The sequence below is a fragment of the Pseudomonas sp. s4 genome (assembly GCF_046764235.1).
GTDB classification, from domain to species: Bacteria; Pseudomonadota; Gammaproteobacteria; order Pseudomonadales; family Pseudomonadaceae; genus Aquipseudomonas; species Aquipseudomonas asiatica.
The window spans coordinates 927151-950682 of record NZ_CP177209.1 but is presented as its reverse complement, the minus strand read 5'-3'; the positions used below and the strand labels follow the sequence as shown (position 1 = coordinate 950682).

Genomic DNA, 23532 nt, shown 5'->3' with positions numbered 1-23532 from the left:
ATGCAGGACGGCTTCAACGACCCGCTCTGGCGCCAGGTCGTTTCGGGCGCGCAGATGCTCTTCGTGGCATTTGGCGCGCTGGTGCTGATGCCACTGATCACCGGCCTCGATCCGAACGTAGCGCTGTTCACTGCCGGCATCGGCACCCTGCTGTTCCAGCTGGTCACCGGCCGCCAGGTACCCGTGTTCCTGGCCTCGAGCTTTGCTTTCATCACCCCGATCATCCTCGCCAAGGGCCAGTTCGGCCTGGCCGAGACCATGGGTGGTGTGATGGCCGCAGGTTTCGTGTACACCTTCATGGGCCTGATGGTAAAAATCAAAGGCACTGGCTTCATCGACCGCATGCTGCCGCCGGTGGTGATCGGCCCGGTGATCATCTCCATCGGCCTGGCCATGGCGCCGATCGCCGCCAACATGGCGATGGGCAAGGCCGGTGACGGCAGCGTGCTGCTGCCGTACAAGACCGCCATGATGATCTCGATGCCGGCCCTGCTGACAACGCTGATCGTTGCCGTGTTCGGCAAGGGCATCTTCCGTCTGGTGCCGATCATTGCCGGCGTGTTCGTAGGCTTTGCCCTGTCGTTCGCCTTTGGCGTGGTCGACACTGCCAAGATCGCCGCCGCGCCGTGGCTGGAGCTGCCCAACTTCACCGCGCCAGCATTCAACTGGCAGGCCATCCTGTTCATCGTCCCGGTTGCCCTGGCACCGGCGATCGAGCACATCGGCGGGGTGATCGCAGTCGGCAGCGTGACCGGCCGCGACTACCTGAAGAAGCCCGGCCTGCACCGCACCCTGCTGGGCGACGGCCTGGCCACCACCGCAGCCGGCCTGTTCGGCGGCCCGCCCAACACCACCTATGCCGAAGTCACCGGCGCGGTGATGCTGACCAAGAACTACAACCCGAAGATCATGACCTGGGCGGCGATTTTCGCTATCACCCTCGCCTTCATCGGCAAGTTCGGCGCACTACTGCAAAGCATCCCGGTACCGGTGATGGGTGGCATCCTGTGCCTGCTGTTCGGCTCGATCGCGGCGGTGGGCATGAACACCATGATCCGCCACAAGATCGACTTGGCTGAAGCGCGCAACCTGGTGATCGTGTCGGTGACACTGGTGTTCGGTATCGGCGGCGTACTGATCGGCAGTGGTGATGGCCCGGATGACTGGGGCCTGAAGGGCATCGCCCTGTGCGCGATCGTGGCTATCGCCCTGAACCTGATCTTGCCGGGCAATGATGGCTGGAAGCACAAGAAGCTGGATGATCAGTTGCCTTGATTCGGCTTTAGCCTGACCTGGCCCTATCGCCGGCAAGCCAGCTCCCACAGGTATCCCACAGATTTCGAGAACTGTGGAATACCTGTGGGAGCTGGCTTGCCGGCGATAGGGCCAGTACAGGCAACCTGAAAGTCAGGCCTTTTCGCACATCCCCGCCAGCGCCTTCACCCACTCCGGGTGATCATTCAGGCAAGGCACCAGCACCAGCTCCTGCCCGCCGGCCTCGACAAACTGCTCGCTCCCGCGCATGCCGATCTCTTCCAGGGTCTCGATGCAATCGGCCACGAACGCCGGGCACATTACCAGCAGCTTCTTCACCCCAGCCTTGGCCAGCTCGTCCAGCCGCGCCTCGGTATAGGGTTCGATCCACTTGGCCCGCCCCAGTCGTGACTGGAACGACACCGACCATTTGCCATCGGGTATGCCCATCTTCTGAGCAAAGGCCCTGGCCGTTGCCAGGCACTGCCCGCGGTAGCAGACCGCGCGCATGTCGGCACTGGCATCCTTGCAGCAATCGGCCGCCTGGAAGTCATGCTTGCCGGTAGGGTCCAGCTTCTTCAAGTGGCGCTCCGGCAAGCCATGGAAGCTCAGCAACAGGTGATCGTAATCCTGCTCCAGGTAAGGCCGGGCGCTGGCGACCAGTGCCTCGATGTAGTCCGGGTGCTCGTAGAATGGCTGCAGCACGCGAAGTTGCAACGGCAACTGGCGTTCACTGACCGTCTGCCTGGCCAGTTCCACCACAGTGGTCACCGTGCTGTCAGCGAACTGTGGATACAGCGGCGCCAGGGTCACCTTGCGCACACCCTGGGCCACCAGGCGCTCCAGCACCTCAGGCAAGGCCGGCTGGCCATAGCGCATGGCAATCTCCACCGGGCCATGGGGCCAGTGCTCGACCATCGCCGCCTGCAGGCGACGGGTCAGCACTACCAGCGGCGAGCCCTCCTCCCACCAGATCGAGCCATAGGCATGCGCCGACTGCTCCGGGCGCTTGATCAGGATCAGCGACACCAGCAGGCGCCGTACCGGCCAGGGCAGGTCGATCACATACGGGTCCATGAGGAACTGGTTGAGGTAGCGGCGCACATCGGCCACCGAGGTGGAGGCCGGGGAACCCAGGTTGACCAGCAGCAGGGCGTGATCGGTCATGCAGCGTCCTATGTCAGAGGCGGCTGGACAGGTTGTCCAGAGCCGATTGCAAATCGTTGAAGCGGAAGGTGAAGCCTGCCGCCAGCAAGCGTGCCGGGCGGGCGCGCTGGCCGCCGAGTAGCAGGGTCGACAGCTCACCCAGCCCCGCCTTGAGCAGCAGTGCCGGCACTGGCAGCAGCGCCGGCCGGTGCAAGGTGCGGCCCAGGCGCCTGGCGAACTCGCGGTTGCGCACCGGCTCCGGGGCGCAGGCATTATAAGGACCGCTGGCATCCTTGTGCTGCAAGAGAAAATCAATCAGGGCGACCTGGTCGTCTATATGGACCCAAGGCATCCACTGCCGCCCGTCGCCCAAAGGCCCGCCCAGCCCCAGTTTGAAGGGCAGGCGCAGGCGCGACAAAAAGCCGCCATCACTGGCCAGAACCAACCCGGTACGCACCAGCACCACGCGAATGCCCTGGGCCTGGGAACGCAGCGCCGTCTCTTCCCAGGCGATGCACAGCTGGCTGGCGAAATCTTCGCGCACCGGCGGTGAAGCCTCGGTCAGCTCGCGTTCGCCACCGTCTCCATACCAGCCCACCGCCGAGCCGGAAATCAACACTTCCGGGCGCTGTTCGCGGCTGCCCAGCCAGGCCAGCAACTGCTCGGTGAGGGTGACGCGGCTGGCCCACAGCAGGTTGCGCCGGGTCGCCGTCCAGGGCCGGTCGGCAATCGGGGCGCCGGCGAGGTTGATCACCGCGTCCAGCTGATCGTCCGCCTCCAGTTGCTCCAGGCGGGCGACGCCACGCACGCCGGTCCCACAAATTTTCGGCACCTGTTCAGGCCGCCGACTCCACACCGTCAGGCGATGACCCTGGCCGAGCCAGTACTGGCACAGGTGCTTGCCAATCAACCCGGTGCCGCCTGTCAGCAATATATGCATGGCTGTGTCCTCGCAGAATGCGGCGGTGGTCTATTTTTAACATCAAGGCACTTTTTTGACCCGACGCTCTCGGATAAACATAGGCCAACCTGCCTGCCAACACGGAATAACCTTATACAACATTTGAGCATTGTACAGGTTTGCCTGACAGCGTAGTCTGCTTACAGCAAGGTTTGAAGAGGCCATCATGACAGTACCTATCGCCATCATCGGGGCCGGTATCGCCGGTCTGTCAGCCGCCCAGGCCTTGCAGAAGGCCGGGCAATCCGTGCATTTGTTCGACAAGGGCCACGGCAGTGGCGGGCGCATGGCCAGCAAGCGCAGCGAAGCTGGCGCGCTGGACCTCGGCGCCCAATACTTCACGGCCCGTGACCGCCGCTTCGTCGAGCAGGTACAGCAATGGGTTGCCGCCGGTTGGGCCGCGCAATGGAAGCCACAGCTGTACAACTACCGCGATGGTGAACTCAGCCCCTCCCCCGACGAGCAGACGCGCTGGGTGGGCGTGCCGCGCATGAGTGCAATCACCCGCGGCCTGCTCAAGGACGTGACGGTCAACTTCGGCTGCCGCATCGCCGAAGTGTTCCGCGGCAAGCAGTACTGGCACCTGCAGGACACCGAAGGCTGCAGCCACGGCCCCTACAGCCGCGTGGTGATCGCCGTGCCGGCACCGCAGGCCACGCCGCTGCTTGCCGCTACCCCGAAGCTCGCGGCCGTGGCCGCCGGTGTGCAGATGGAGCCCACCTGGGCCGTCGCCCTGGCCTTCCAGACCCCGCTGGACACCCCGATGCAAGGCTGCTTCGTGCAGGACAACCCGCTCGACTGGCTGGCGCGCAACCGCAGCAAGCCCGAGCGTGACGAGCAGCTCGACACCTGGGTACTGCACGCCACCTCGGACTGGAGCCGGCAACACATCGACCTGCCCAAGGAGGAAGTGATCGAACAGCTGTGGGGCGAATTCGCCGAGCTGGTTGGCTGTGTGGTGCCCGCACCTACTTTTGCCTTGGCCCACCGCTGGCTGTATGCCCGTCCGAGCAGCAACCATGAATGGGGCGCGCTGGCCGATGCTGACCAAGGCTTGTATGCCTGCGGCGACTGGTGCCTGTCCGGCCGTGTCGAAGGCGCCTGGCTCAGTGGCCAGGAAGCGGCGCGTCGGCTGCTCGAACATCTCGAGTGATGTAGGGTTATACAAAAAAAACTGTTTGCATAACTTCCGGGCTGTGCTGGAATGAACCTGTACAACTATTTTGTCTCGTACAGGTTTTTGGAGGCAGCCCATGCACGACTCATCCGCCCACAGCAAGCCGCGTATCGCCATCAGCGCCTGCCTGACCGGGCACAGCGTGCGCTATAACGGCGGCCACAAGGCCTCCGACCTGTGCCGTATGCAACTCGAGGAACATTTCGACTGGTTGCCGGTATGCCCGGAGGTGGCCATCGGCCTGGGCGTGCCGCGCGACCCGATCCGCCTGGTCGGCGACCCCGAGCAGCCGGAAGTGGTAGGCACCCGCAACCCCGGAATGGACCTGACCGGGCCGCTGCGCAGCTATGGCGAGCAAATGGCGGCGGAACTCGATGATATCTGCGGCTACATCTTCATGCAGAAATCGCCTTCCTGTGGCCTGGAGCGGGTCAAGGTATACCAGGACAATGGCCACCCTGCCTTTCACGGTGGGCGGGGAGTGTATGCCCAGGCGTTCTGCGCACGGCGGCCGGACCTGCCGGTAGAAGAAGAAGGCCGCCTGCACGACCCCGTACTGCGCGAGAACTTCATCAGCCGCGTGTACGCCTACGCCGACTGGCAGCGCCTGCTGGCCGAAGGCCTGAGCCGTGGCGCTCTGGTGCGATTCCACTCACGCTACAAGTACCTGTTGATGGCCAACAACCCGCAGGCCTATCGCAGCCTCGGGCGCCTGCTCGGCAGCATGAGCAAGGACGATGACCCGCAAAGCATCGGCCCGCGCTACTTCAGCCAGCTGATGCAGGCTCTGCGCCGCTGTGCCAGCCGCGGCACTCATTGCAACGTGCTGCAGCATCTGAGCGGCTACTTCAAGGACATCCTCACACGGCAGGACAAAGCCGAGCTGCAGGCCATCATCGGCCAATACCAGCAAGGCGTGGTGCCGCTGGTAGTGCCGCTGACCCTGCTCAAGCACCATTTGCGCAAGCATCCCGATCCGTATCTGCAGCAGCAGGCCTACCTTCAGCCGCACCCCGAGAGCCTGGGCCTGCGCAATGCCGTCTGAGATCCTGTTGCCCATCGGCGAACTGGCTCGCCGCACGGGCGTCAATCCCGTCACCCTGCGAGCCTGGGAGCGCCGCTACGGCCTGCTCAAGCCCCAACGTACCGCCAAGGGCCATCGCCTGTATCGGCTGGAGCAGGTCAAACGAGTAGAAGCGATCCTTGCCTGGCTGCAGCGCGGCGCCTCCGTCGGCCAGGTACGAGAGCTGCTCGACAAACCGGCCAGCACGCCGCCGAAAGGCGACTGGCAAGCCCGGCAGTTCCAACTGATCGAGGCCATCGCCACGCTGTCGCAGCGCGCCCTCGACCAGCAGCTCAACCAGGCGATGGCCCTGTACCCGGCCGTCACTCTGTGCGAGCAATTGCTGTTGCCGCTGCTCGACCTCCTCGACCTGCGCTGGCGCAACTATTTCAACGCACGGCTGGAACAGGTGTTTTTCCACAGCTGGTTGCGCAGCAAGCTGGGCGCCAGGGTCTACCACGACAACCAGTTACTGCATGGGCCTGCCATCTTGCTGGCCGAAGACAGCGAACACACTTTCAGCCCCGGTTTGTGGTTGTGCGCCTGGCTGTTCACCAGCAACGGCCTGCCGGTTGAAGTGCTGGAGCACACCATTGCTGGCGCGCACCTGCAACGCGCAGCCACCATGCTCAAGCCACGCGCCGTGCTCCTGCACCTGGGGCCACGTATCGATGACAAGGCGTTGCACCGTACCCTGTCCAACCTGCCCGTGCCGACCCTAGCTGGCGGGCCGACGCTGGCGCTGCATGAAACCCGGCTGCGCGCCCTGGGGCTGCCCAATCTTGCTCTGTTCGATACCCCGCAGGCGGCATTGCGTTTGCTGCAAGCCCATGACCGCCAGCCTGGAGAGATGACCGCACCATGCACCTGACCTGGCTGCGCAGCGACCTGCGCATCGATGACAACACCGCGCTAGCCGCCGCCAGCGAACGCGGCCCGACCCTCGCACTGTGGCTGGTCAGCCCCGGGCAATGGCTGGCCCACGACGACGCCGCCTGCAAAGTCGACTTCTGGCTGCGCAACCTGCGCGACCTGCGCCAGTCGCTGGAGCGCTTGAACATCCCCCTGCTGATCCGCAGGATCGACACCTGGGACCAGGCGCCACAGGCCGTACTCGATGTCTGCCGCCAACATCAGGTGCAAAGCGTGCACTGGAACGAGGAGTACGGCATCAACGAGCAATGTCGCGACGACGCCACCCGCGCGCTGCTGGAAAAGTCAGCCATCCAGGCCCACAGCCACCTCGACCAGCTGTTGTTCCGCCCGGGCACCATCCTTACCCGCGGCGGCGACTACTTCCAGGTGTTCAGCCAGTTCAAGAAGAGCTGCCTGGAGCACCTGCACCGCAGCCTCCCTGCCCTGGCCCGCCAGATAAAACGCCAGGCACCGCTGCAGGTCAGCAGCGACCCGATCCCACAGCACGTGGACGGCTTCGAAAAACCCGCGCAGGCGCTGCGCGACCACTGGCCGGCCGGCGAAGCCGAAGCGCAGGTGCGGCTGACCCGTTTTCTCGATGAAACCATCGACGATTACCAACAGCTGCGTGACTTGCCTGCAAAGCCCGGTACCAGCCAGCTCTCCGCCTATCTGGCCGCCGGCGTGATCTCGCCACGCCAGTGCCTGCACGGTGCCCTGGCCAGCAACCGCGGCGAGTTCGACAGCGGCAGCAGCGGCGTGCAAACCTGGATCAACGAGCTGCTCTGGCGCGAATTCTACAAACACATCCTGACCGGTTATCCACAGGTCTCGCGTCACCGCGCCTTCCGCGCCCAGACCGAAGCCCTGCCCTGGCGCGATGCACCGGCCGACCTCGAAGCATGGGAACAGGGCCGAACCGGCTTCCCGATCATCGACGCCGCCATGCGCCAACTGCTGCACACCGGGTGGATGCACAACCGCCTGCGCATGATCGTGGCCATGTTCCTCAGCAAGAACCTGCTGATCGACTGGCGCAAGGGCGAGCGGCATTTCATGCGCCACTTGATAGACGGCGACCTGGCCGCCAACAACGGCGGTTGGCAGTGGAGCGCGTCCACTGGCACCGACGCAGTGCCCTATTTCCGCATCTTCAACCCGGTTTCACAGTCGCAGCGATTCGACCCGCAAGGGCGTTTCATTCGGCACTGGCTGCCGGAATTGCAGGGGGTGGATGAAAAAGCCATTCATTTCCCCGTGAAGTCGGCCGATCTTTTTGCTAGATATTCCTACCACAGTCCAATTGTCGATCTCGACAGCAGTCGTCAGCGCGCACTGGAGGCATTCAAGAACCTCCCGCGCCGGCAGGATCAGAGGGCAGCATCTTGAACAACGCACGCAGTATCTGGGTGACGGGAGCAGGCAATGGACTTGGCCTGGCTTTAGTGGAGGGGCTGCTCGGGCAAGGACACCGGGTAGCTGCAAGCGCGAAGCATGGCGAGGCACTGGATGCCTTGGGTGCACGCTATGGCAGCCAGCTGTTGCGCTTGCCGTGGCAGTTGCACGAAGAACATCAGGCGGCCCAGGCCAGCCAGCAGATCTGCCATGCCTGGTGCGCGCTGGATGGCTTGATCATCAACGCCGGTACCAGCGATTACCTGGCGGACGATGTGGCTGACAGCGAGTTGTTCGAGGCGATCGTCACGGACAACCAGTTGGCCGGCGAGCATTGCCTGGCCAGTGCGCTGCCGTTGTTGGCGAAGGGTGACTCGCCGCAGGTGATGGCGGTGTTCAACCGTTATTCAGCGCTGCAGTTGCATGCACCGACGCAGGTGCCTGCGGGCTGGAACAACATGCCGCAATGGATGCGCGAGCAGCGTCAGGCGTTGAAGGCGCAGGGGGTTGAGCTGACCGTGGTGGGGCCGCAGTCGCTGAAGACACCCGTGACACCGGCGCAGGCGATACCGGAGGCGTGGACGCCGCAGAATGCGGCGGAAGAGTTGCTGCGGCGGTGGCCGCAGAGGGAGCCCGAGCTTGTGCTGGAGGCTTTGGATCTCAATGGCCTGTGGCCTTTGTCACACAAGCAATCGATGTAGTGACCGTACCGGCTTCCACCTAGACCACATCGACTTGAAGCCATGCGCAGGGCCTGTAGGAGCAGCCTTGTGCTGCGAAGAGACCATTACTGCAGAAGAACATCTGCTGCCCTACCGCCCCCTTCGCAGCACAAGGCTGCTCCTACAGGGTAATGAGGTAGCCTGAGTAATGGGGCAAGACAGTTGCTCCTCAGGTACCTCAGGCAATGCGAGCCCCCGTGGAAGGAGAGCTCAGAGCGTCATGCGGTAATGCAGGCTATAGCTCTCCACCCCATCGTTGGGCTGCTTGATGCCCGCGTTGGAATAGTGAATCGCCCGCACGCCAATCTCATGCCCACCGGCAAAGCGCAATCCAAAGCCGATGCGATCCTCGAACTGGAATGCCGAGCCCAGCTCGTTGTCTTCCAGCTCGGTGCTGGAGAATGCCGCCACGCCAATCCCAGCCTCTATATAAGGCTTCACCGACTCCCCGGCAAACTCGTAGACGAACACCGGCGCGAACGACAGGCTATGGTTGCTCGCGGTCTCGTCACCATCCCAATAGCTGTAGGCCCCATCCCAATACCCCGTCAGGCGCCCGACGCTGGTCTGCCACCAACTCGCTTCCCAATTCGATTGCAGCCCCAACCGGTAGACCATGGTCGAGTCACCGGTCTGCCCCACCGAAAACGAAACGTCGGCAGCCTGCGCCGACAGTGAGTGCCCCAGGGTGAAGACGGCAGCCGCCGCCAAGCCGAGCAGCTTCTTCATGAGCAACATCCTTCTTTGCTGTTATTGGTATCCGCCTCATTTCAGGCAAGGCGGTAGAAAACGGCAGCGGTACAATAGTTCAGCTTCTTTTCACGTTTTTTTCACAATGAAAAGCTTTGCACACTGTCCGACTTATGCCACAGCAAAGGCAGGATCTTCCTGAGAGATTGCGGATCGGCACTGGTCCAGAAGCGGGTATCCCTGGCCGGCCCATCGGCCAACAGGTCATCCGCGCCCAGCAGCCGCTGCAGTTGGCGCGCCACTGCAGCACCGGTATCGATGATGGCGACGTCGGCTGGCACCATGCCGGCCAGCAACGGGCGCAGGAAGGGGTAATGGGTGCAACCGAGAATCAACGTATCACAGCCAGCGGCCAGCAACGGCTGCACATAACCTTGCAGCAACTGGCGCAGCGCCGGGCTGGCCAGGTCACCGGTCTCGATCAGATCGACCAGGCCCGGGCAAGGTTGGGTGATGACCTGTACGTCATTGGCAAAACGATCGAGCAAGGCAGCGAACTTGGCACTCTGCAGGGTACCGGTAGTGGCCAGCACACCGACCACGCCAGAGCGCGTAGCGGCGGCAGCGGGCTTCACCGCCGGCTCCATGCCCACCAGCGGCCAGTTCGGGTACAACTCGCGCAGGTCGGCCACCGCCGCCACCGTGGCGGTATTGCAGGCCAGTACCATGGCCTTGGCGCCCTGTTCATGGAAGAACGCAGCAATGCGCCGGAGACGCTCACGGATATAGTCCGGCGACTTCTCTCCGTAGGGTATGTGGCCGCAATCGCCCACGTACAGCAGCGTCTCGTTGGGCAGCAGGCGCTGGATCTCGGCGAGTACCGACAAGCCGCCAACCCCGGAGTCCATCACGCCGACCGGCGCCGATCGCTCAGCCATCGCGCTTACCACAGACCGCACAAGCCGGGTCGCGCTTGACCCGCAATTCGCGGATACGAGTGCCGAGAGCATCGATCAACAGCAGGCGGCCGACCAGCGGCTCGCCGAACCCGGCCAGCAGCTTCATCGCCTCCAGCGCCTGCAGGCTGCCTACCAGGCCCACCAATGGGCCGATCACGCCGGCTTCGCTGCAGGTCAGTTCGGCTTCGCTGCCATGGCCGTACAGGCAATGGTAGCAAGGGCTGTAGTCACGCCGTGGGTCGAACACCGACAACTGCCCTTCCAGGCGGATCGCCGCACCGCTGACCAGCGGCTTGCCAGCCGCGACGCAGGCAGCGTTGACCGCCTCGCGGGTACCGAAATTGTCAGAGCAGTCCAGCACCAGGTCGACCGCTGCCACAGCGGCCGCCAGCGAGTCCTCGTCCAGAGCCTGGCGATGGGCAACCAGGCTGATTTCCGGGTTGATTGCCTGCAGGCGCTGCAGGGCCGAATCGACCTTGCTCATGCCCACGCTCGCACTGTCGTGGATCACCTGGCGTTGCAGGTTGGTCAGGTCGACGGTGTCAAAGTCCGCCAGGTGCAGCTCACCGACCCCGGCGGCGGCCAGGTACAAGGCGACGGGCGAGCCAAGGCCGCCAAGCCCGACGATCAGCGCCTTGCTCTGCTTGAGCCGCAACTGGCCGTCGATGTCGATCTGGGCCAGCAAAACCTGCCGGCTGTAACGCAGCAGTTCCTGATCACTCAGCATGGCAGGCGCCCCAGGGTAATGCGTTCATGGCCGCCCAGGTCCGTGCGGCTGGCGACCTCGATGAAGCCTTGTTCAGCCAGCAAGGCGCGCACCGCCGCTGCCTGATCATAGCCGTGTTCCAGCAGTAACCAGCCACCCGGTACCAGGTGCGCGGGCGCCTGGGCAACTATCACGCGCAGATCGTCCAGGCCATCAGCACCGGCCACCAGCGCACTGCTGGGCTCGAAGCGTACATCACCGGCGACCAAATGCGGGTCTGCGGCAGCGATGTAGGGCGGGTTGCTGACAATCAGGTCGAAACGCTCGCCGGCCAGACTGTCGAACCAGTGGCTGAGCCGTACCTGGGCGTTTGCCAGGCCCAGCCGCTGGCGGTTGCGCTCAGCCAGGGCTGCAGCCTCCTCCACGCGGTCCACTGCGGTCACCTGCCAGGCCGGGCGATCGCTGGCCAGGGCCAAGGCAATCGCGCCGGTGCCGGTGCCCAGGTCAAGGACCTTGGCCGGCGTGGCGGGTTGCAGTTCAAGGGCAGCTTCGACCAGCAGCTCGGTATCCGGCCGCGGGATCAGGGTATGCGGTGCCACTTCCAGGTCGATCTTCCAGAAGCCCTGCAGCCCGAGAATGTAGGCGACCGGTTCGCCGCCACGGCGGCGCTGCAGGTAGCCAGCATAGGTCTCGGCATCTTCGCTGCTGACGATTCGCTCGGGCCAGGTGTGCAGGTAGCTGCGCGATTTGCCGATGGCCGCGGCCAACAGCAACTCGGCATCCAGCCGCTCGGTAGGCGAATCTGGCAACTGCGCGTTGCGCAGCAGGCTGGCGATGATGGTCATCAGTCCCCCAGAGCGGCCAGTTGATCGGCCTGGTATTCGGCCAGCAGCGGTTCGATCACCGCCTCCACCCCGCCGGCGAGGATATCGTCCAGCGAGTACAGGGTCAGGTTGATACGGTGGTCGGTCACCCGCCCCTGTGGATAATTGTACGTACGGATGCGCTCGGAACGGTCGCCAGAGCCGACCAGCAGCTTGCGCTCGGTGGCGATGGCGTTCTGCGCGGCGCTGGTCTGCATGTCGTTGAGCTTGGCCGACAGCCAGGACATGGCGCGGGCACGGTTCTTGTGCTGCGAGCGCTCTTCCTGGCACTCGACCACGATACCGGTGGGCAAGTGGGTGATCCGGATCGCCGAGTCGGTCTTGTTGACGTGCTGGCCGCCGGCACCGGATGCGCGATAGGTATCCACCCGCAGGTCGGCCGGGTTGATCTCGATAGCCGCCTGCTCGTCCGGCTCGGGCAGTACCGCCACGGTGCACGCGGAGGTGTGGATACGGCCCTGGGATTCGGTCTCGGGCACGCGCTGCACGCGGTGCGCGCCAGACTCGAACTTGAGCTTGCCGTACACGCTCTCGCCTTCGACGCGGGCGATGATTTCCTTGTAGCCGCCGTGCTCGCCTTCGTTCTCGGAGAGGATTTCCAGGCGCCAGCCACGCTTTTCGGCGTAGCGTGAATACATGCGGAACAGGTCGCCGGAGAAGATCGCCGCCTCGTCGCCACCGGTGCCGGCGCGGATTTCGAGGAACACGTTGCGGCCGTCGTTGGGGTCCTTGGGCAACAGCATGCGTTGCAGCTGCGACTCCAGCGTCAGCAGTTGTTCCTTGGCTTCACGCACTTCTTCCACGGCCATTTCGCGCAGGTCCGGGTCACTGTCCTTGAGCAGCGCCTGGGCACCTTCGAGGTCGTCCTGGACTTTGCGCCACTCTTTATAAGCAGCGTAGACCGGCTCGACTTCGGCGTATTCACGGGAATAGGCGCGAAAGCGCGTCTGGTCGGAAATGACCTCGGCATCACCAAGCAGAGCGGTGAGTTCTTCGAAGCGGTCCTGGAGGATTTCCAGTTTGTTCAGCAGCGACGCTTTCATTGCGGGGATTTGTCCGTCGAGCCCTCGTTGAGGGCAAAGAGTTCCTGGGCCATGGCCAGCGCATCGAGGCGGCCCTCGGCCGAGAGCCTTTTCAATTGCACGCTGGGCGCGTGCAGGAGTTTGTTGGTCAGCCCCCGGGCCAGTTGGGCCAGTACGTCTTCGGGGTTGCCGCCGTTGGCCAGCAGCCGCTGGGCCTTTTGCAGTTCTTCGTCGCGCAGGCGCTCGCATTGCTGGCGATAGGCCTTGAGCACATCCACCGCGGCCAGCTCGCGCAGGCGCAGCATGAAGTCCTCTGCCCCCACCGACACCAGCTCTTCGGCGGCCTGGGCCGCGCCCTGGCGACTTTTGAGGTTTTCTGCCACAACGTCGTGCAGGTCATCGACAGTGTACAGGTAGACGTCATCCAGTTCGCCGACTTCGGTTTCGATATCGCGCGGTACGGCAATGTCGACCATGAAAATCGGCTTGTGCCGGCGCTGCTTCAGCGCGCTCTCGACAGCACCCTTGCCAAGGATCGGCAACTGGCTGGCAGTGGAACTGATGACGATATCGCTGTTGGCCAGTTCCTGTGGGATGTCGGCCAGCAGAACCGCGTGCGCACCGAACTGCTCGGCCAGGATGCTGGCCCGCTCAAGGGTACGGTTGGCCACGACGATACGGCGCACGCCCTGCTCATGCAGGTGGCGGGCGACCAGGGTGATGGTTTCGCCAGCACCGATCAGCAGGGCCTGGCTGCGGCCCAGGTCGCTGAAGATCTGCTTGGCCAGGCTGACCGCGGCAAACGCCACCGACACCGGGTTTTCGCCGATGGCAGTGTCGGTGCGCACCTGCTTGGCGGCACTGAAGGTGGCCTGGAACAGGCGCCCGAGCAACGGGCCGACGGTGCCGGCCTCACGCGCCACGGCATAGGCGGACTTCATCTGGCCGAGGATCTGCGGTTCGCCGAGCACCAGCGAGTCCAGGCCGGAGGCCACCCGCATCATGTGCTTTACCGCCTCGTGCTCTTCGTGCACGTAGGCGCTGGCGCGCAGCTCGTCCAGGCTGAGGCGGTGGTAGTCGGCGAGCCATTGCAGCACGGCATCGGCGGACAGGTGGTCCTGCTCGATATAGAGCTCGCTACGGTTGCAGGTCGACAGAATCGCCGCTTCGCGGCTGGATGTCAGCCGGCAGAGCTGCTGCAGGGCGTCTACCAGCTGCTCTGGGGTAAACGCCACGCGCTCGCGTACGTCTACCGAGGCAGTCTTATGGTTGATACCAAGTGCAAGAAAGGCCATGCAAGGTCGCTGGTTGTGACGGGAAGCCGATAATTGTCCTCTTTCGCAGGTTTCAGGACAACCACCGTTCGCTATTGCGCTGATAGCGCTGCGGCTATCGCCGGCTTCAGGCCAGCATCAGCGGCAACTTCAGCTCACACCCCCGCTTTTGATCTGGCTTTTGATCTGGCTTTTGATCTTGATCTTGATCTTCGCGACTTCAGGAGGCCGAACGCAGGCCTTGCGGAGGGAGGTGACGGGCATGGATGCCCGTCAAGCGCTGAGGCCCCATGGATGGGGCCTGCAGCGCGTACTCCCGGGAGCAAGGCCGGAGTGAGGGAACCCCGGAGCGCAGCGTAGGGGCCGGATGATGGGAGCGCAGCGTTTTTTGGTTACTTTTTGCCGCGTTTGGCAAAAAGTGACTCGCCGTAAGGGCGAAAAGGTGAGTCAGCGTCGCCATCGCATACGGACTGTTCGCCATATCAAAACCGTCGCTTAAGCTTTTTGGCTTTTTGGCTTTTTGGAGGTGGGCATTCACATCGAGCAGGCATTCATTCGTGACGGCGGCGCAAAGTCACCTTTCCGCCCTTACGGCGGGTCCCTTTTTGTCGTGGCAAAAAGGAACCAAAAACCGTCGGCTCCCATCATCCGGCCCCTACGCTTCGCTCCGGGGTCCCCTCGCTACGGGCCTGCTCCCGGGAGTACGCGCTGCAGGCCCCATCCATGGGGCCTCAGCGCTTGACGGGCATCCATGCCCGTCACCTCCCTCCGCAGTCCCTTCGCTCGGCCTCCTGAAGTCGCAATCGGCGGCGCCTGAACTACCGCGCGCTTAGAAGCAAGAACCAGAACCATCGGCTCGACATCTCCTTAGTTAATTACACCGACCAAGTCGAGAGGACTTTTGACATATCTCTACAAGACTTATCCACAGTCTTGTAGTCCTTTTCCCAAATACATGCCCAGCTGTTGCTCCACCCTCTTTCCGCGCCTAGCCTTGACGCCGCTACATCGATATTCCTCACCCACATGATGACCAAGGAGCGGTAGATATGGCTTTGGACGCGTATTTGAAAATCGACGATATTCCAGGCGAAGCCTTGGACGAGAAGTACGGCAAGTGGATTGAAGTCACCGGTTATGATTTCGGTGTAAGCCAAAGCCCCTCTGCCACTGCAAGCTCGGCAGGGGGTGCCACTTCGGGGCGCACCGAAGTGAGCCATTTCACTTTTACCAAGTTTCTCGACAGCGCCAGTTGCAAACTCATGGAGGCCAGTTGCGCGGGGCAGCATCTCAAGGAAGTCAAACTCGCGCTGTGCCGCGCGGGCGGTGACAAGCTGAAGTACTACGAGATCATCCTAGAAGAAGTGATCATTGCCGATTACGCCCAGAGCGCCGCCGACGGCGTGCCTATCGAGGTGGTTCGCCTCGATTACGGCAGAATCAAGACCACCTATACCCTGCAGAAGCGCATCGACGGCTCGGGCGGCGGCAATATTGCCGGTGGTTGGGACCGGATCGGCAACAAGAAGTACGCGTGAGGTATCGCCATGTACGAAGCCCGCGCTTTCATCAACCCCAGGATGCAGAACTATCACACGCTCAAGGCCGGCCTTGCGCTTGGCGGGCATGCCGCAAGCAAGTTCGACATCCTGAATGCACACATTTACAACAGTGTGGTCAGAAGCGGCGAACTGGTGATCGTCGGCGACTGGTCTACACCTTCGTGTACCAGTCAGGAGGCTTATCTGATGTCTCAGGCCTCCATCACGCATATGGGGCTGATGCGCAGTGGCCAGGGGGCTGATGAGTTTTTTCTGGATAATTTCGAGTTGCTGAAGAGCTTGCTTGCCCATGCTTCACTGGGCGCAGGCGTGGTCAGCGACGGCTGGAGCAGGCATCTGAAGGCCATTCAGGACACGTTGCTGGAGATCGAGAAATTGCACAGAGAACATCTGGGTTCAGGGACGCTCAAAAACCGTGACCAGTTTTATGCCAAGCGTGCGGCACTGTTCTCGAAGCTTGACGAACAGTTGGGCAAACTGGCGGCGTTCGGCTCGGATTTGCGTAACAAGGGATCGATTAAAAGGACACTGGCCATATCCACGAAACGCTATTTGCACACCGGTGAGATTGCAGGGTATGCGAATAAGGTTGCCGGGGTAGGCAAGGCTGCCAGTTTGATAAAAAAAGGTACTTACATTGGCATAGCGCTTGATGTCGCAGCAACGGGCCTGGCGATTCGCCAAGCCTGTATGCTCGGCAGAGAAGATGAGTGCACGCGTGCAAAATTTCTCAATGGTGCGTCATTAGCCGGTGGTCTGACCGGCAGCGGCATAGGTGGATACATAGGAGGGACCATTGTTGCGCCCTTTGTATGTGCGGCTCTGGGAGTAGGGACGGCCGGTTTGGGGTCAATTACCTGCGCAGTCATTGGTGCTGCCGCAGGGGGGAAGCTAGGCGGTGACTTCGGAGGAGAAAAAGGCGAGGTGCTTGGTGACTTCCTATATCGAGAGTTCTCGCAATGATCAATATGGAACCGGGTCTGATCGCACTTATTCTCATCACCTCAATCGCAATCGCAATTACTGTCCAAATTTACGTTGCACATAAATACACCGAGCACTTTGAGTCTTTCTTACCCACCTCTCGTATCGTATCTGACAACATAAAAAACTATAAGCATGCTGGACTAATAGGAAAACTGATAAGAACTGGTCAAATTGCAACACTACTGGCCACACCCAAAATCTTCACTTATAGGGGCGCAGCAGATATCGAGGAAGTACAAAAATTTCCGCGCCGTGAAAGGCTTGTCTTGGTCAACCTCTGGGCTATTCACATCATATTATTCCTTGCACTCGTGCTGTCTCACTATCTATGACCCAATGGAGATACGACTTCGTATTCTGTTCAAGGACAAAGTTCTCCCGCAGCAATCGATCATTGGAAACTCAAGGCCGGCACTCGACGCGTGGCAAGGACTTGCAAACGACTGAGATTGTGGGGTGTGCAGTTAAGATCATAGGTGTGGTCAGGGCTGCCAACCTGATCAAAAAAGACACCTATATAGGTATTGCGCTGGAAGTCGCCGCGACGGGTCTTGAAATCCATAAAGCCTGCACCGCTGGCCGCGACAATGAGTGTAGAAAAGCTAAATACGTCCATGGATCTTCCTTGACAGGCAGTGTCGCCGTGGGAGGGATAGCAACAAGCTACGGCGGTGCTATTGCCACTAATATTTGTCTCGCTCTTGGCGTGCCCACAGTCGGTACAGGCGTACTTGTCTGCGCTGTTATTGGTGGGGCTGCGGGAGCCACAGGAGGAAGCATGCTTGGCGGTGCTGTAGGGGAAGCGCTCGGCGAAGTATTGTATGAAAAGGTAGGCAGCGAATGAGCACTGAAGCGGGTATTGTTGCATTTATAATTTTGGCCGCCATGACCGTCACGCTTTGCGTATCGTTCTACATATCAATCTATCATCTTGACAGGATCGAATCACTACTACCGAATAGCGCATTCGTGAGCGGGAATAAAAACCTTTTCACAAGCAGGCCTAATTGGAAAGGTAATGCGCACACTCTCAATATCAATACTACTAACAGTGCCAAAAATATATGCGCGAAAAAGCTTGGTTGACCTTGATGAGGTCACGAACTTCCCTATACGCATGAAGCGCACCCTGATCGTCTTAGGGGCTATGCACCCAACACTTATCGGAGCACTTATTTTATTTCGCATTTGGTTGCGCCCCCTTGGGCCTATTCCGTGACATCGGACGCCAAGAGGCTGGCTGTTGAGACATCAGCCCTAAGCTTTTTGCTTTCAGGTGTAGGCATTCACATCGAGTAGACATTCATTCGCGATAGTGGCGCCACGTCACCTTGACGCCCTTACGGCGGAACCCTTTTTGTCGTGGCAAAATGGAACCAAAAACCGTCGGCTCCCATCATCCGGCCCCTACGCTTCGCTCCGGGGCACCCTCGCTATGGGCCTGCTCCCGAGAGTACGCGCTGCAGGCCCCATCCATGGGGCCTCAGCGCTTGACGGGCATCCATGCCCGTCACCTCCCTCCGCAGTCCCTTCGCTCGGCCTCCTGAAGTCGCAATCTGCGGCGCCTGAACTATCGCGCGCTCAGAAGCAAGAGCAAGAGCAAAAATTCTGTGTTCTGGGCGCCGTGGCAGGCTCTGCGGCGAACCGCGCGGGCACAGCGCGGTCTGCATAAGCGAAGCGCAGCTTCATACCTTCGCAGGTGGGTTTGCCACCGCGCTTGTGTCATCATGCTCCGACCGCCGGTGAGTCCTTTTTAAAGCCTTCTATGAACAAACCATACGCATTGCTGCTTGCCTTCGCCCTGCTCCAGGGCTGCCAGAGCCTGGCCCCGCAAAAGGCCGAGCCTCCCGTCGCCGAGGCCGACAAGAGCGAGGCGGAAAAGCCCGTGGTGTATGGCTCGTTCAAGCAGGACACGCTCTACAGCCTGCTGGTGGCCGAACTGGCCGGCCAGCGCAACCGCTTCGACATCGCCCTGGCCAACTACACCGACCAGGCCGCGAAAACCCAGGACCCGGGGGTTTCCGAGCGCGCCTACCGCATTGCCGAATACCTCGGCGCCGACGAACCGGCACTGGACAACGCCCTGGTCTGGGCCCGCAACGACCCGCAGAACCTCGACGCCCAGCGCGCCGCCGCCATCCAGCTGGCCCGCGCCGGCCGCTATGACGACTCCATGACTTACATGGAAAAGGTCTTGCAGGGCCAAGGCGACACCCATTTCGATTTCCTCGCCCTGTCCGCCGCCGAAACCGACCAGAGCACCCGCGACGGCTTGCTGCAAAGCTTCGAACGCCTGCTGGTGAAGTACCCGGACAACAGCCAGCTGGTGTTCGGCAAGGCCCTGCTGCTGAACCAGGACGGCAAGGCCGAAGAAGCCTTGGAGTTGCTCGAGTCGCACCCGCCGCAAAACGGCGAAGTCGCCCCGGTCCTGCTGCGCGCGCGCCTGCTGCAAGCCCTGGACCGCGGCCCGGAGGCCCTGCCACTGCTGCGCGGGGCGATTCGCGACAACCCGGACGACAAGCGCCTGCGCCTGACCTACGCGCGCACCCTGGTCGAACAGGACCGCATCGCCGATGCCAAGGGCGAGTTCCTCAGCCTGGTCCAGCAATACCCCGAGGACGACGAGCTGCGCTATTCGCTGGCGCTGGTGTGCCTGGAAAACAAGGACTGGGATGAAGCCGAGGGCTACCTGCAGGAGCTGATCGAACGCGACAGCAACGTCGACGCCGCGCACCTGAACCTGGGCCGCATCCGCGAAGAGCGCCACGACCCTGCAGGCGCCCTGCGTGAATACGCCCTGGTCGGCCCGGGCCCCGACTACCTGCCGGCGCAGCTGCGCCAGGCCGACATCCTGATTGCCAACGGCCGTGGTACCGAAGCCTCGCGCCTGCTCGCCGATGCCCGCGAATCCCAGCCGGACTACGCCATACAGCTGTTCCTGATCGAATCGGAAAGCTACAGCAACAACAACAAGGACGCCCAGGCCAGCCAGGTGCTGCAGCAAGCCATCCAGCGCTACCCGGACGACCTCAACCTGCTGTACACCCGTGCCATGCTGGCGGAAAAGCGTGACGACCTGCCGCAGATGGAAAAAGACCTGCGCGCCATCATCGCCCGCGAGCCGGAAAACGCCATGGCCCTGAACGCCCTCGGCTACACCCTGGCCGACCGCACCACCCGCTACAGCGAAGCCAAGGCGCTGATCGACAAGGCCCATCAGCTGACCCCGGATGACCCGGCGGTGCTCGACAGCCTGGGTTGGGTCAATTACCGCCTGGGCAACCTCGACGAGGCTGAAACCTACCTGCGCAAGGCTTTTGCCAGCTTCCCAGACCACGAAGTGGCCGCCCACCTGGGCGAAGTGCTATGGGCCAACGGCAAGCGCCGCGAAGCCCGCCAGGTCTGGGCCAAGGGCTTCGAAGCCCAGGCCGACAGCCCCATCCTGCGCAAGACCATCCTGCGCCTGACCGGATCCGAGACTCTCTAACGCCATGTTCCTGCGCCATTGCATTACCTTCACCCTGATCGCCCTGCTGGCCGGCTGTGCCGGCTTCGGTAGTCGCGAGGCCCTGCAGGGCCACGGCGACCCGCAGCAGTGGCGCGCCCATAAAGAGCAACTGAGCAGCCTCGATGGCTGGCAGATCAACGGCAAGGTCGGCATCCGTGCCCCGCGCGACTCCGGCAGCGGCACGCTGTTCTGGCTGCAACGCCAGGACTACTACGACATTCGCCTGGCCGGCCCGCTGGGCCGTGGCGCCGCTCGCCTGACCGGCCGCCCCGGCGGCGTGGTACTGGAAGTGGCCAACCAGGGCCGCTACGAGGCTCTCAGCCCCGAAGCCCTGCTGGAAGAACAACTGGGCTGGCAGTTGCCGGTCTCACACCTGGTCTGGTGGGTCCGCGGCCTGCCGGCCCCCGACAGCAAGAGCAAGCTGACCCTGGACGGCGACAGCCGCCTGGCCAGCCTCGACCAGGACGGCTGGCAGGTGCAATACCTGAGCTACACGGAACAGAACGGCTACTGGCTGCCCGAGCGTATGAAGCTGCACGGCAAGGACCTCGACGTGACACTGGTGGTCAAGGACTGGCAACCCCGCCAGCTGGGGCACTGATACATGCAGACCCTCACCCTGCCCGCTCCGGCCAAGCTCAACCTGTGGCTGCACATCATCGGCCGCCGTGCGGACGGCTATCACGAGCTGGAAACCGTGTTCCAGTTTCTCGATCACGGCGACGAACTGAGCTTTGCCGTGCGTGACGACGGCGTGATCCGCCTGCACACCGAGATCGAAGCAGTGCCGCATGACAGCAACCTGATCGTGCGTGCTGCGCGCAAGCTGCAGGAACAATCCGGCACGACGTTGGGCGCCGATATCTGGCTGACCAAGGTGCTGCCCATGGGCGGCGGCATCGGCGGCGGCAGCTCGGATGCCGCCACTACCCTGTTGGCCCTCGCCCACCTGTGGCAACTGGACTGGGACGAAGACCGCCTGGCCGCACTGGGCCTGAGCCTGGGCGCCGACGTACCGGTATTCGTGCGCGGCCACGCGGCATTCGCCCAGGGCGTGGGTGAACAATTGACCCCGGTTGACCCGGAAGAGCCCTGGTATGTCGTGCTTGTGCCGCAAGTGTCTGTCAGCACAGTAGAAATTTTTTCACATCCACAGTTGACACGTGATTCGCTCCCCCTTAAGATGCGCCCCGTTCCCGAGGGAAACAGTCGAAATGACTGCCAACCGGTGGTAGAGCAGAGTTACCCGGAAGTTCGCAATGCGTTGAATTCACTGGGTAAATTCACTGAGGCTCGACTGACCGGTACTGGAAGTTGTGTGTTTGGGGCCTTCCCAAGCAAAGCCGAAGCTGATAAAGTTCTGGCCCTTCTTTCAGCGACCCAAACAGGGTTTGTGGCGAAAGGAAGCAACGTTTCGATGTTGCATCGCAAGCTGCAAAGTCTGGTCAAGAAGTCGAGCGCATAAGCGTTCGCAGCAACAGATACAGGGGCGTCGCCAAGCGGTAAGGCAGCAGGTTTTGATCCTGCCATGCGTTGGTTCGAATCCAGCCGCCCCTGCCATTTTCCTTATACTCATCCAGGTTACCCTCAGCCTTCAGGTACTGCGCGTGTCCAAGATGATGGTCTTTACGGGGAACGCCAACCCCGATCTGGCTCGGCGTGTCGTACGTCAGCTGCATATCCCTCTCGGTGACGTTTCTGTCGGTAAGTTCTCCGACGGCGAGATCAGCACTGAGATCAATGAGAATGTCCGCGGTAAAGACGTCTTCATTATTCAGCCGACCTGTGCCCCGACCAACGATAACCTGATGGAACTGGTAGTGATGGCCGACGCCTTCCGCCGCTCCTCAGCATCCCGAATCACCGCCGTGATTCCTTACTTCGGATACGCCCGCCAGGACCGCCGTCCGCGTTCGGCACGTGTAGCCATCAGCGCCAAAGTCGTCGCTGACATGCTCACTGTCGTAGGTATCGACCGTGTACTCACCGTCGACCTGCACGCTGACCAGATCCAGGGTTTCTTCGATATCCCGGTCGACAACATCTACGGTTCGCCCGTACTGGTCGACGATATCGAGGACCAGCGTTTCGAGAACCTGATGATCGTCTCCCCGGACATCGGTGGTGTCGTGCGCGCACGTGCCGTCGCCAAGTCCCTGGGCGTCGACCTGGGTATCATCGACAAACGCCGCGAGAAGGCTAACCACTCCGAGGTCATGCACATCATCGGCGACGTCGAAGGGCGCACCTGCATCCTGGTAGACGACATGGTCGACACCGCCGGCACCCTGTGCCACGCGGCCAAAGCCCTGAAAGAACACGGCGCTGCCAAGGTTTACGCCTACTGCACGCACCCTGTCCTGTCGGGCCGCGCGATCGAGAACATCGAGAAGTCGGTACTGGACGAGCTGGTGGTGACCAACACCGTTCCGCTGTCCGCCGCTGCTCAAGCCTGTGACCGTATCCGCCAACTGGATATCGCACCGGTTGTCGCTGAAGCGGTCCGCCGCATCAGCAACGAAGAATCGATCAGCGCGATGTTCCGCTAAGCGGAACACACGCTGACGAAAAGCGCCCCGCCCCAACACTGGTTGTTGGGGCGGGGCTTTTTTGCCATCCCCGTTGGCGCTGGTCGCAAACGCCCTCGGGGGGCTACTTTGGAGAAACAAAATGACCGAATTCACTCTGAACGCCCAAGCGCGTACTGACCTGGGGAAAGGTGCGAGCCGCCGCCTGCGTCACTCCGCGAACATCCCAGCCGTTGTCTACGGTGGTAACCAGGACGCTCAGTCCCTGACCATCCTGGCCAAGGAAATCACCAAGCTGTTCGAAAACGAGGCTGCCTTCAGCCACGTTCTGGAACTGAACGTCGACGGCGCCAAGCAAAACGTCGTGGTCAAGGCTCTGCAGCGCCACCCGGCCAAAGGCTTCATCATGCACGCCGACTTCGTTCGCGTCGTTGCTGGCCAGAAACTGACCGCCAAGGTACCGGTTCACTTCATCAATGAAGAAGCCCCGGTCAAGAAAGGCGGCGAGATCTCCCACGTAGAAGCCGAGATCGAAGTTTCCTGCGAAGCCAAAGACCTGCCTGAGTTCATCGAAGTCGACCTGGCCAACGCTGAAATCGGCACCATCATCCACCTGTCGGACCTGAAAGCTCCGAAAGGCGTAGAGTTCGTAGCTCTGGCCCACGGTGATGACAAAGCTGTTGCCAACGTTCACGCTCCACGCGTTGCTCCAGAAGCAGAAGGCGCTGCCGAGTAATCCACTCGCGCGCCGGCGTTGATCGGGTTACAGTGCCGCGCGC

At 62.0% G+C, this 23532-nt stretch carries 23 protein-coding genes and 1 tRNA gene; 15 read left to right on the top strand and 9 right to left on the bottom strand.

Annotated elements, in window-relative coordinates:
* Positions 1–1275: a uracil-xanthine permease family protein gene (locus ACK56M_RS04445; protein ID WP_013970921.1), complete on the top strand. Its 1275-nt coding sequence runs from the start codon at positions 1–3 to the stop codon at positions 1273–1275.
* Positions 1276–1407: 132 nt separating this feature from the next.
* On the opposite strand, the gene hemH is transcribed toward ACK56M_RS04445, so the two are convergent.
* Together hemH and ACK56M_RS04435 are read right to left on the bottom strand one after the other, a co-directional pair.
* A complete protein-coding gene (hemH, locus tag ACK56M_RS04440) occupies positions 1408–2421 on the bottom strand; it encodes a ferrochelatase (protein WP_038408702.1) in 1014 nt (337 codons plus the stop codon).
* 13 nt (positions 2422–2434) lie between these two features.
* Positions 2435–3340, bottom strand: a complete 906-nt coding sequence (locus tag ACK56M_RS04435; protein ID WP_054572345.1) for a TIGR01777 family oxidoreductase — start codon at positions 3338–3340, stop codon at positions 2435–2437.
* Positions 3341–3527: 187 nt separating this feature from the next.
* On the opposite strand from ACK56M_RS04435, the gene ACK56M_RS04430 reads away from it, so the two are divergent.
* From ACK56M_RS04430 to ACK56M_RS04410, 5 genes are all read left to right on the top strand, one after another.
* Positions 3528–4514 carry an NAD(P)/FAD-dependent oxidoreductase gene (locus ACK56M_RS04430; RefSeq protein WP_015268950.1) on the top strand — a complete coding sequence of 329 codons (987 nt, stop codon included), beginning with the start codon at positions 3528–3530 and terminating at the stop codon, positions 4512–4514.
* Positions 4515–4614: 100 nt separating this feature from the next.
* Entirely contained in the window at positions 4615–5583 is a 969-nt protein-coding gene (locus ACK56M_RS04425) for a YbgA family protein (RefSeq protein WP_038408696.1), read from the top strand.
* Positions 5573–6472, top strand: coding sequence for a MerR family transcriptional regulator (locus ACK56M_RS04420; RefSeq protein ID WP_085720812.1), 900 nt, complete (start codon positions 5573–5575; stop codon positions 6470–6472). The genes ACK56M_RS04425 and ACK56M_RS04420 overlap by 11 nt, the downstream gene beginning before the upstream one ends.
* On the top strand, positions 6463–7905 hold the full coding sequence (phrB, locus tag ACK56M_RS04415; RefSeq protein ID WP_137137907.1) for a deoxyribodipyrimidine photo-lyase: 1443 nt from the start codon (positions 6463–6465) through the stop codon (positions 7903–7905). Before ACK56M_RS04420 ends, phrB begins: the two co-directional genes overlap by 10 nt.
* On the top strand, positions 7902–8612 hold the full coding sequence (locus tag ACK56M_RS04410) for an SDR family oxidoreductase (RefSeq protein WP_043935321.1): 711 nt from the start codon (positions 7902–7904) through the stop codon (positions 8610–8612). The genes phrB and ACK56M_RS04410 overlap by 4 nt, the downstream gene beginning before the upstream one ends.
* A gap of 231 nt (positions 8613–8843) precedes the next feature.
* Here the strand turns inward: ACK56M_RS04410 and ACK56M_RS04405 are convergent, their stop codons facing one another.
* The 6 genes from ACK56M_RS04405 to hemA all read right to left on the bottom strand — a co-directional run bounded on the left by ACK56M_RS04405 (position 8844) and on the right by hemA (position 14189).
* Complete coding sequence (locus ACK56M_RS04405; protein ID WP_015268945.1) at positions 8844–9362, bottom strand: acyloxyacyl hydrolase; 519 nt, start codon at positions 9360–9362, stop codon at positions 8844–8846.
* 101 nt (positions 9363–9463) lie between these two features.
* On the bottom strand, positions 9464–10261 hold the full coding sequence (gene murI, locus ACK56M_RS04400; protein WP_015268944.1) for a glutamate racemase: 798 nt from the start codon (positions 10259–10261) through the stop codon (positions 9464–9466).
* Positions 10254–11009, bottom strand: a complete 756-nt coding sequence (locus tag ACK56M_RS04395; RefSeq protein ID WP_013970911.1) for a molybdopterin-synthase adenylyltransferase MoeB — start codon at positions 11007–11009, stop codon at positions 10254–10256. Before ACK56M_RS04395 ends, murI begins: the two co-directional genes overlap by 8 nt.
* The gene (gene prmC / locus ACK56M_RS04390; RefSeq protein ID WP_100413028.1) at positions 11003–11833 is read right to left on the bottom strand and encodes a peptide chain release factor N(5)-glutamine methyltransferase; all 831 of its coding nucleotides are present in this window, start codon (positions 11831–11833) and stop codon (positions 11003–11005) included. The genes ACK56M_RS04395 and prmC overlap by 7 nt, the downstream gene beginning before the upstream one ends.
* Positions 11833–12915, bottom strand: coding sequence for a peptide chain release factor 1 (prfA, locus tag ACK56M_RS04385; RefSeq protein WP_013970909.1), 1083 nt, complete (start codon positions 12913–12915; stop codon positions 11833–11835). The genes prmC and prfA overlap by 1 nt, the downstream gene beginning before the upstream one ends.
* A complete protein-coding gene (hemA, locus tag ACK56M_RS04380) occupies positions 12912–14189 on the bottom strand; it encodes a glutamyl-tRNA reductase (RefSeq protein ID WP_013970908.1) in 1278 nt (425 codons plus the stop codon). The genes prfA and hemA overlap by 4 nt, the downstream gene beginning before the upstream one ends.
* 1028 nt (positions 14190–15217) lie before the next feature.
* Here hemA and ACK56M_RS04375 point away from each other — a divergent pair.
* The 3 genes from ACK56M_RS04375 to ACK56M_RS04365 are packed head-to-tail and all read left to right on the top strand — an operon-like array spanning position 15218 to position 17049.
* Complete coding sequence (locus ACK56M_RS04375; RefSeq protein ID WP_015268941.1) at positions 15218–15706, top strand: Hcp family type VI secretion system effector; 489 nt, start codon at positions 15218–15220, stop codon at positions 15704–15706.
* 9 nt (positions 15707–15715) lie between these two features.
* On the top strand, positions 15716–16693 hold the full coding sequence (locus ACK56M_RS04370) for a hypothetical protein (RefSeq protein ID WP_054572929.1): 978 nt from the start codon (positions 15716–15718) through the stop codon (positions 16691–16693).
* Entirely contained in the window at positions 16690–17049 is a 360-nt protein-coding gene (locus ACK56M_RS04365) for a hypothetical protein (RefSeq protein WP_015268939.1), read from the top strand. The genes ACK56M_RS04370 and ACK56M_RS04365 overlap by 4 nt, the downstream gene beginning before the upstream one ends.
* 59 nt (positions 17050–17108) lie before the next feature.
* Here ACK56M_RS04365 and ACK56M_RS04360 read toward each other — a convergent pair whose 3' ends face one another.
* A complete protein-coding gene (locus ACK56M_RS04360) occupies positions 17109–17333 on the bottom strand; it encodes a hypothetical protein (RefSeq protein ID WP_015268938.1) in 225 nt (74 codons plus the stop codon).
* Between the two features lie 1149 nt (positions 17334–18482).
* Between ACK56M_RS04360 and ACK56M_RS04355 the strand changes: the two genes are divergently transcribed.
* The 6 genes from ACK56M_RS04355 to ACK56M_RS04330 all read left to right on the top strand — a co-directional run bounded on the left by ACK56M_RS04355 (position 18483) and on the right by ACK56M_RS04330 (position 23489).
* Positions 18483–20204: a tetratricopeptide repeat protein gene (locus tag ACK56M_RS04355; protein WP_015268937.1), complete on the top strand. Its 1722-nt coding sequence runs from the start codon at positions 18483–18485 to the stop codon at positions 20202–20204.
* Between the two features lie 4 nt (positions 20205–20208).
* On the top strand, positions 20209–20826 hold the full coding sequence (gene lolB / locus ACK56M_RS04350) for a lipoprotein insertase outer membrane protein LolB (RefSeq protein WP_013970898.1): 618 nt from the start codon (positions 20209–20211) through the stop codon (positions 20824–20826).
* 3 nt (positions 20827–20829) lie between these two features.
* Complete coding sequence (gene ispE, locus ACK56M_RS04345; protein ID WP_013970897.1) at positions 20830–21690, top strand: 4-(cytidine 5'-diphospho)-2-C-methyl-D-erythritol kinase; 861 nt, start codon at positions 20830–20832, stop codon at positions 21688–21690.
* Between the two features lie 20 nt (positions 21691–21710).
* Positions 21711–21785 (top strand) — tRNA-Gln (locus ACK56M_RS04340).
* A 47-nt stretch (positions 21786–21832) separates the two neighbouring features.
* Entirely contained in the window at positions 21833–22774 is a 942-nt protein-coding gene (locus ACK56M_RS04335; protein WP_003247410.1) for a ribose-phosphate pyrophosphokinase, read from the top strand.
* Positions 22775–22895: 121 nt separating this feature from the next.
* Positions 22896–23489, top strand: coding sequence for a 50S ribosomal protein L25/general stress protein Ctc (locus ACK56M_RS04330; RefSeq protein WP_013970896.1), 594 nt, complete (start codon positions 22896–22898; stop codon positions 23487–23489).
* The last annotated feature ends 43 nt before the right edge of the window (positions 23490–23532 follow it).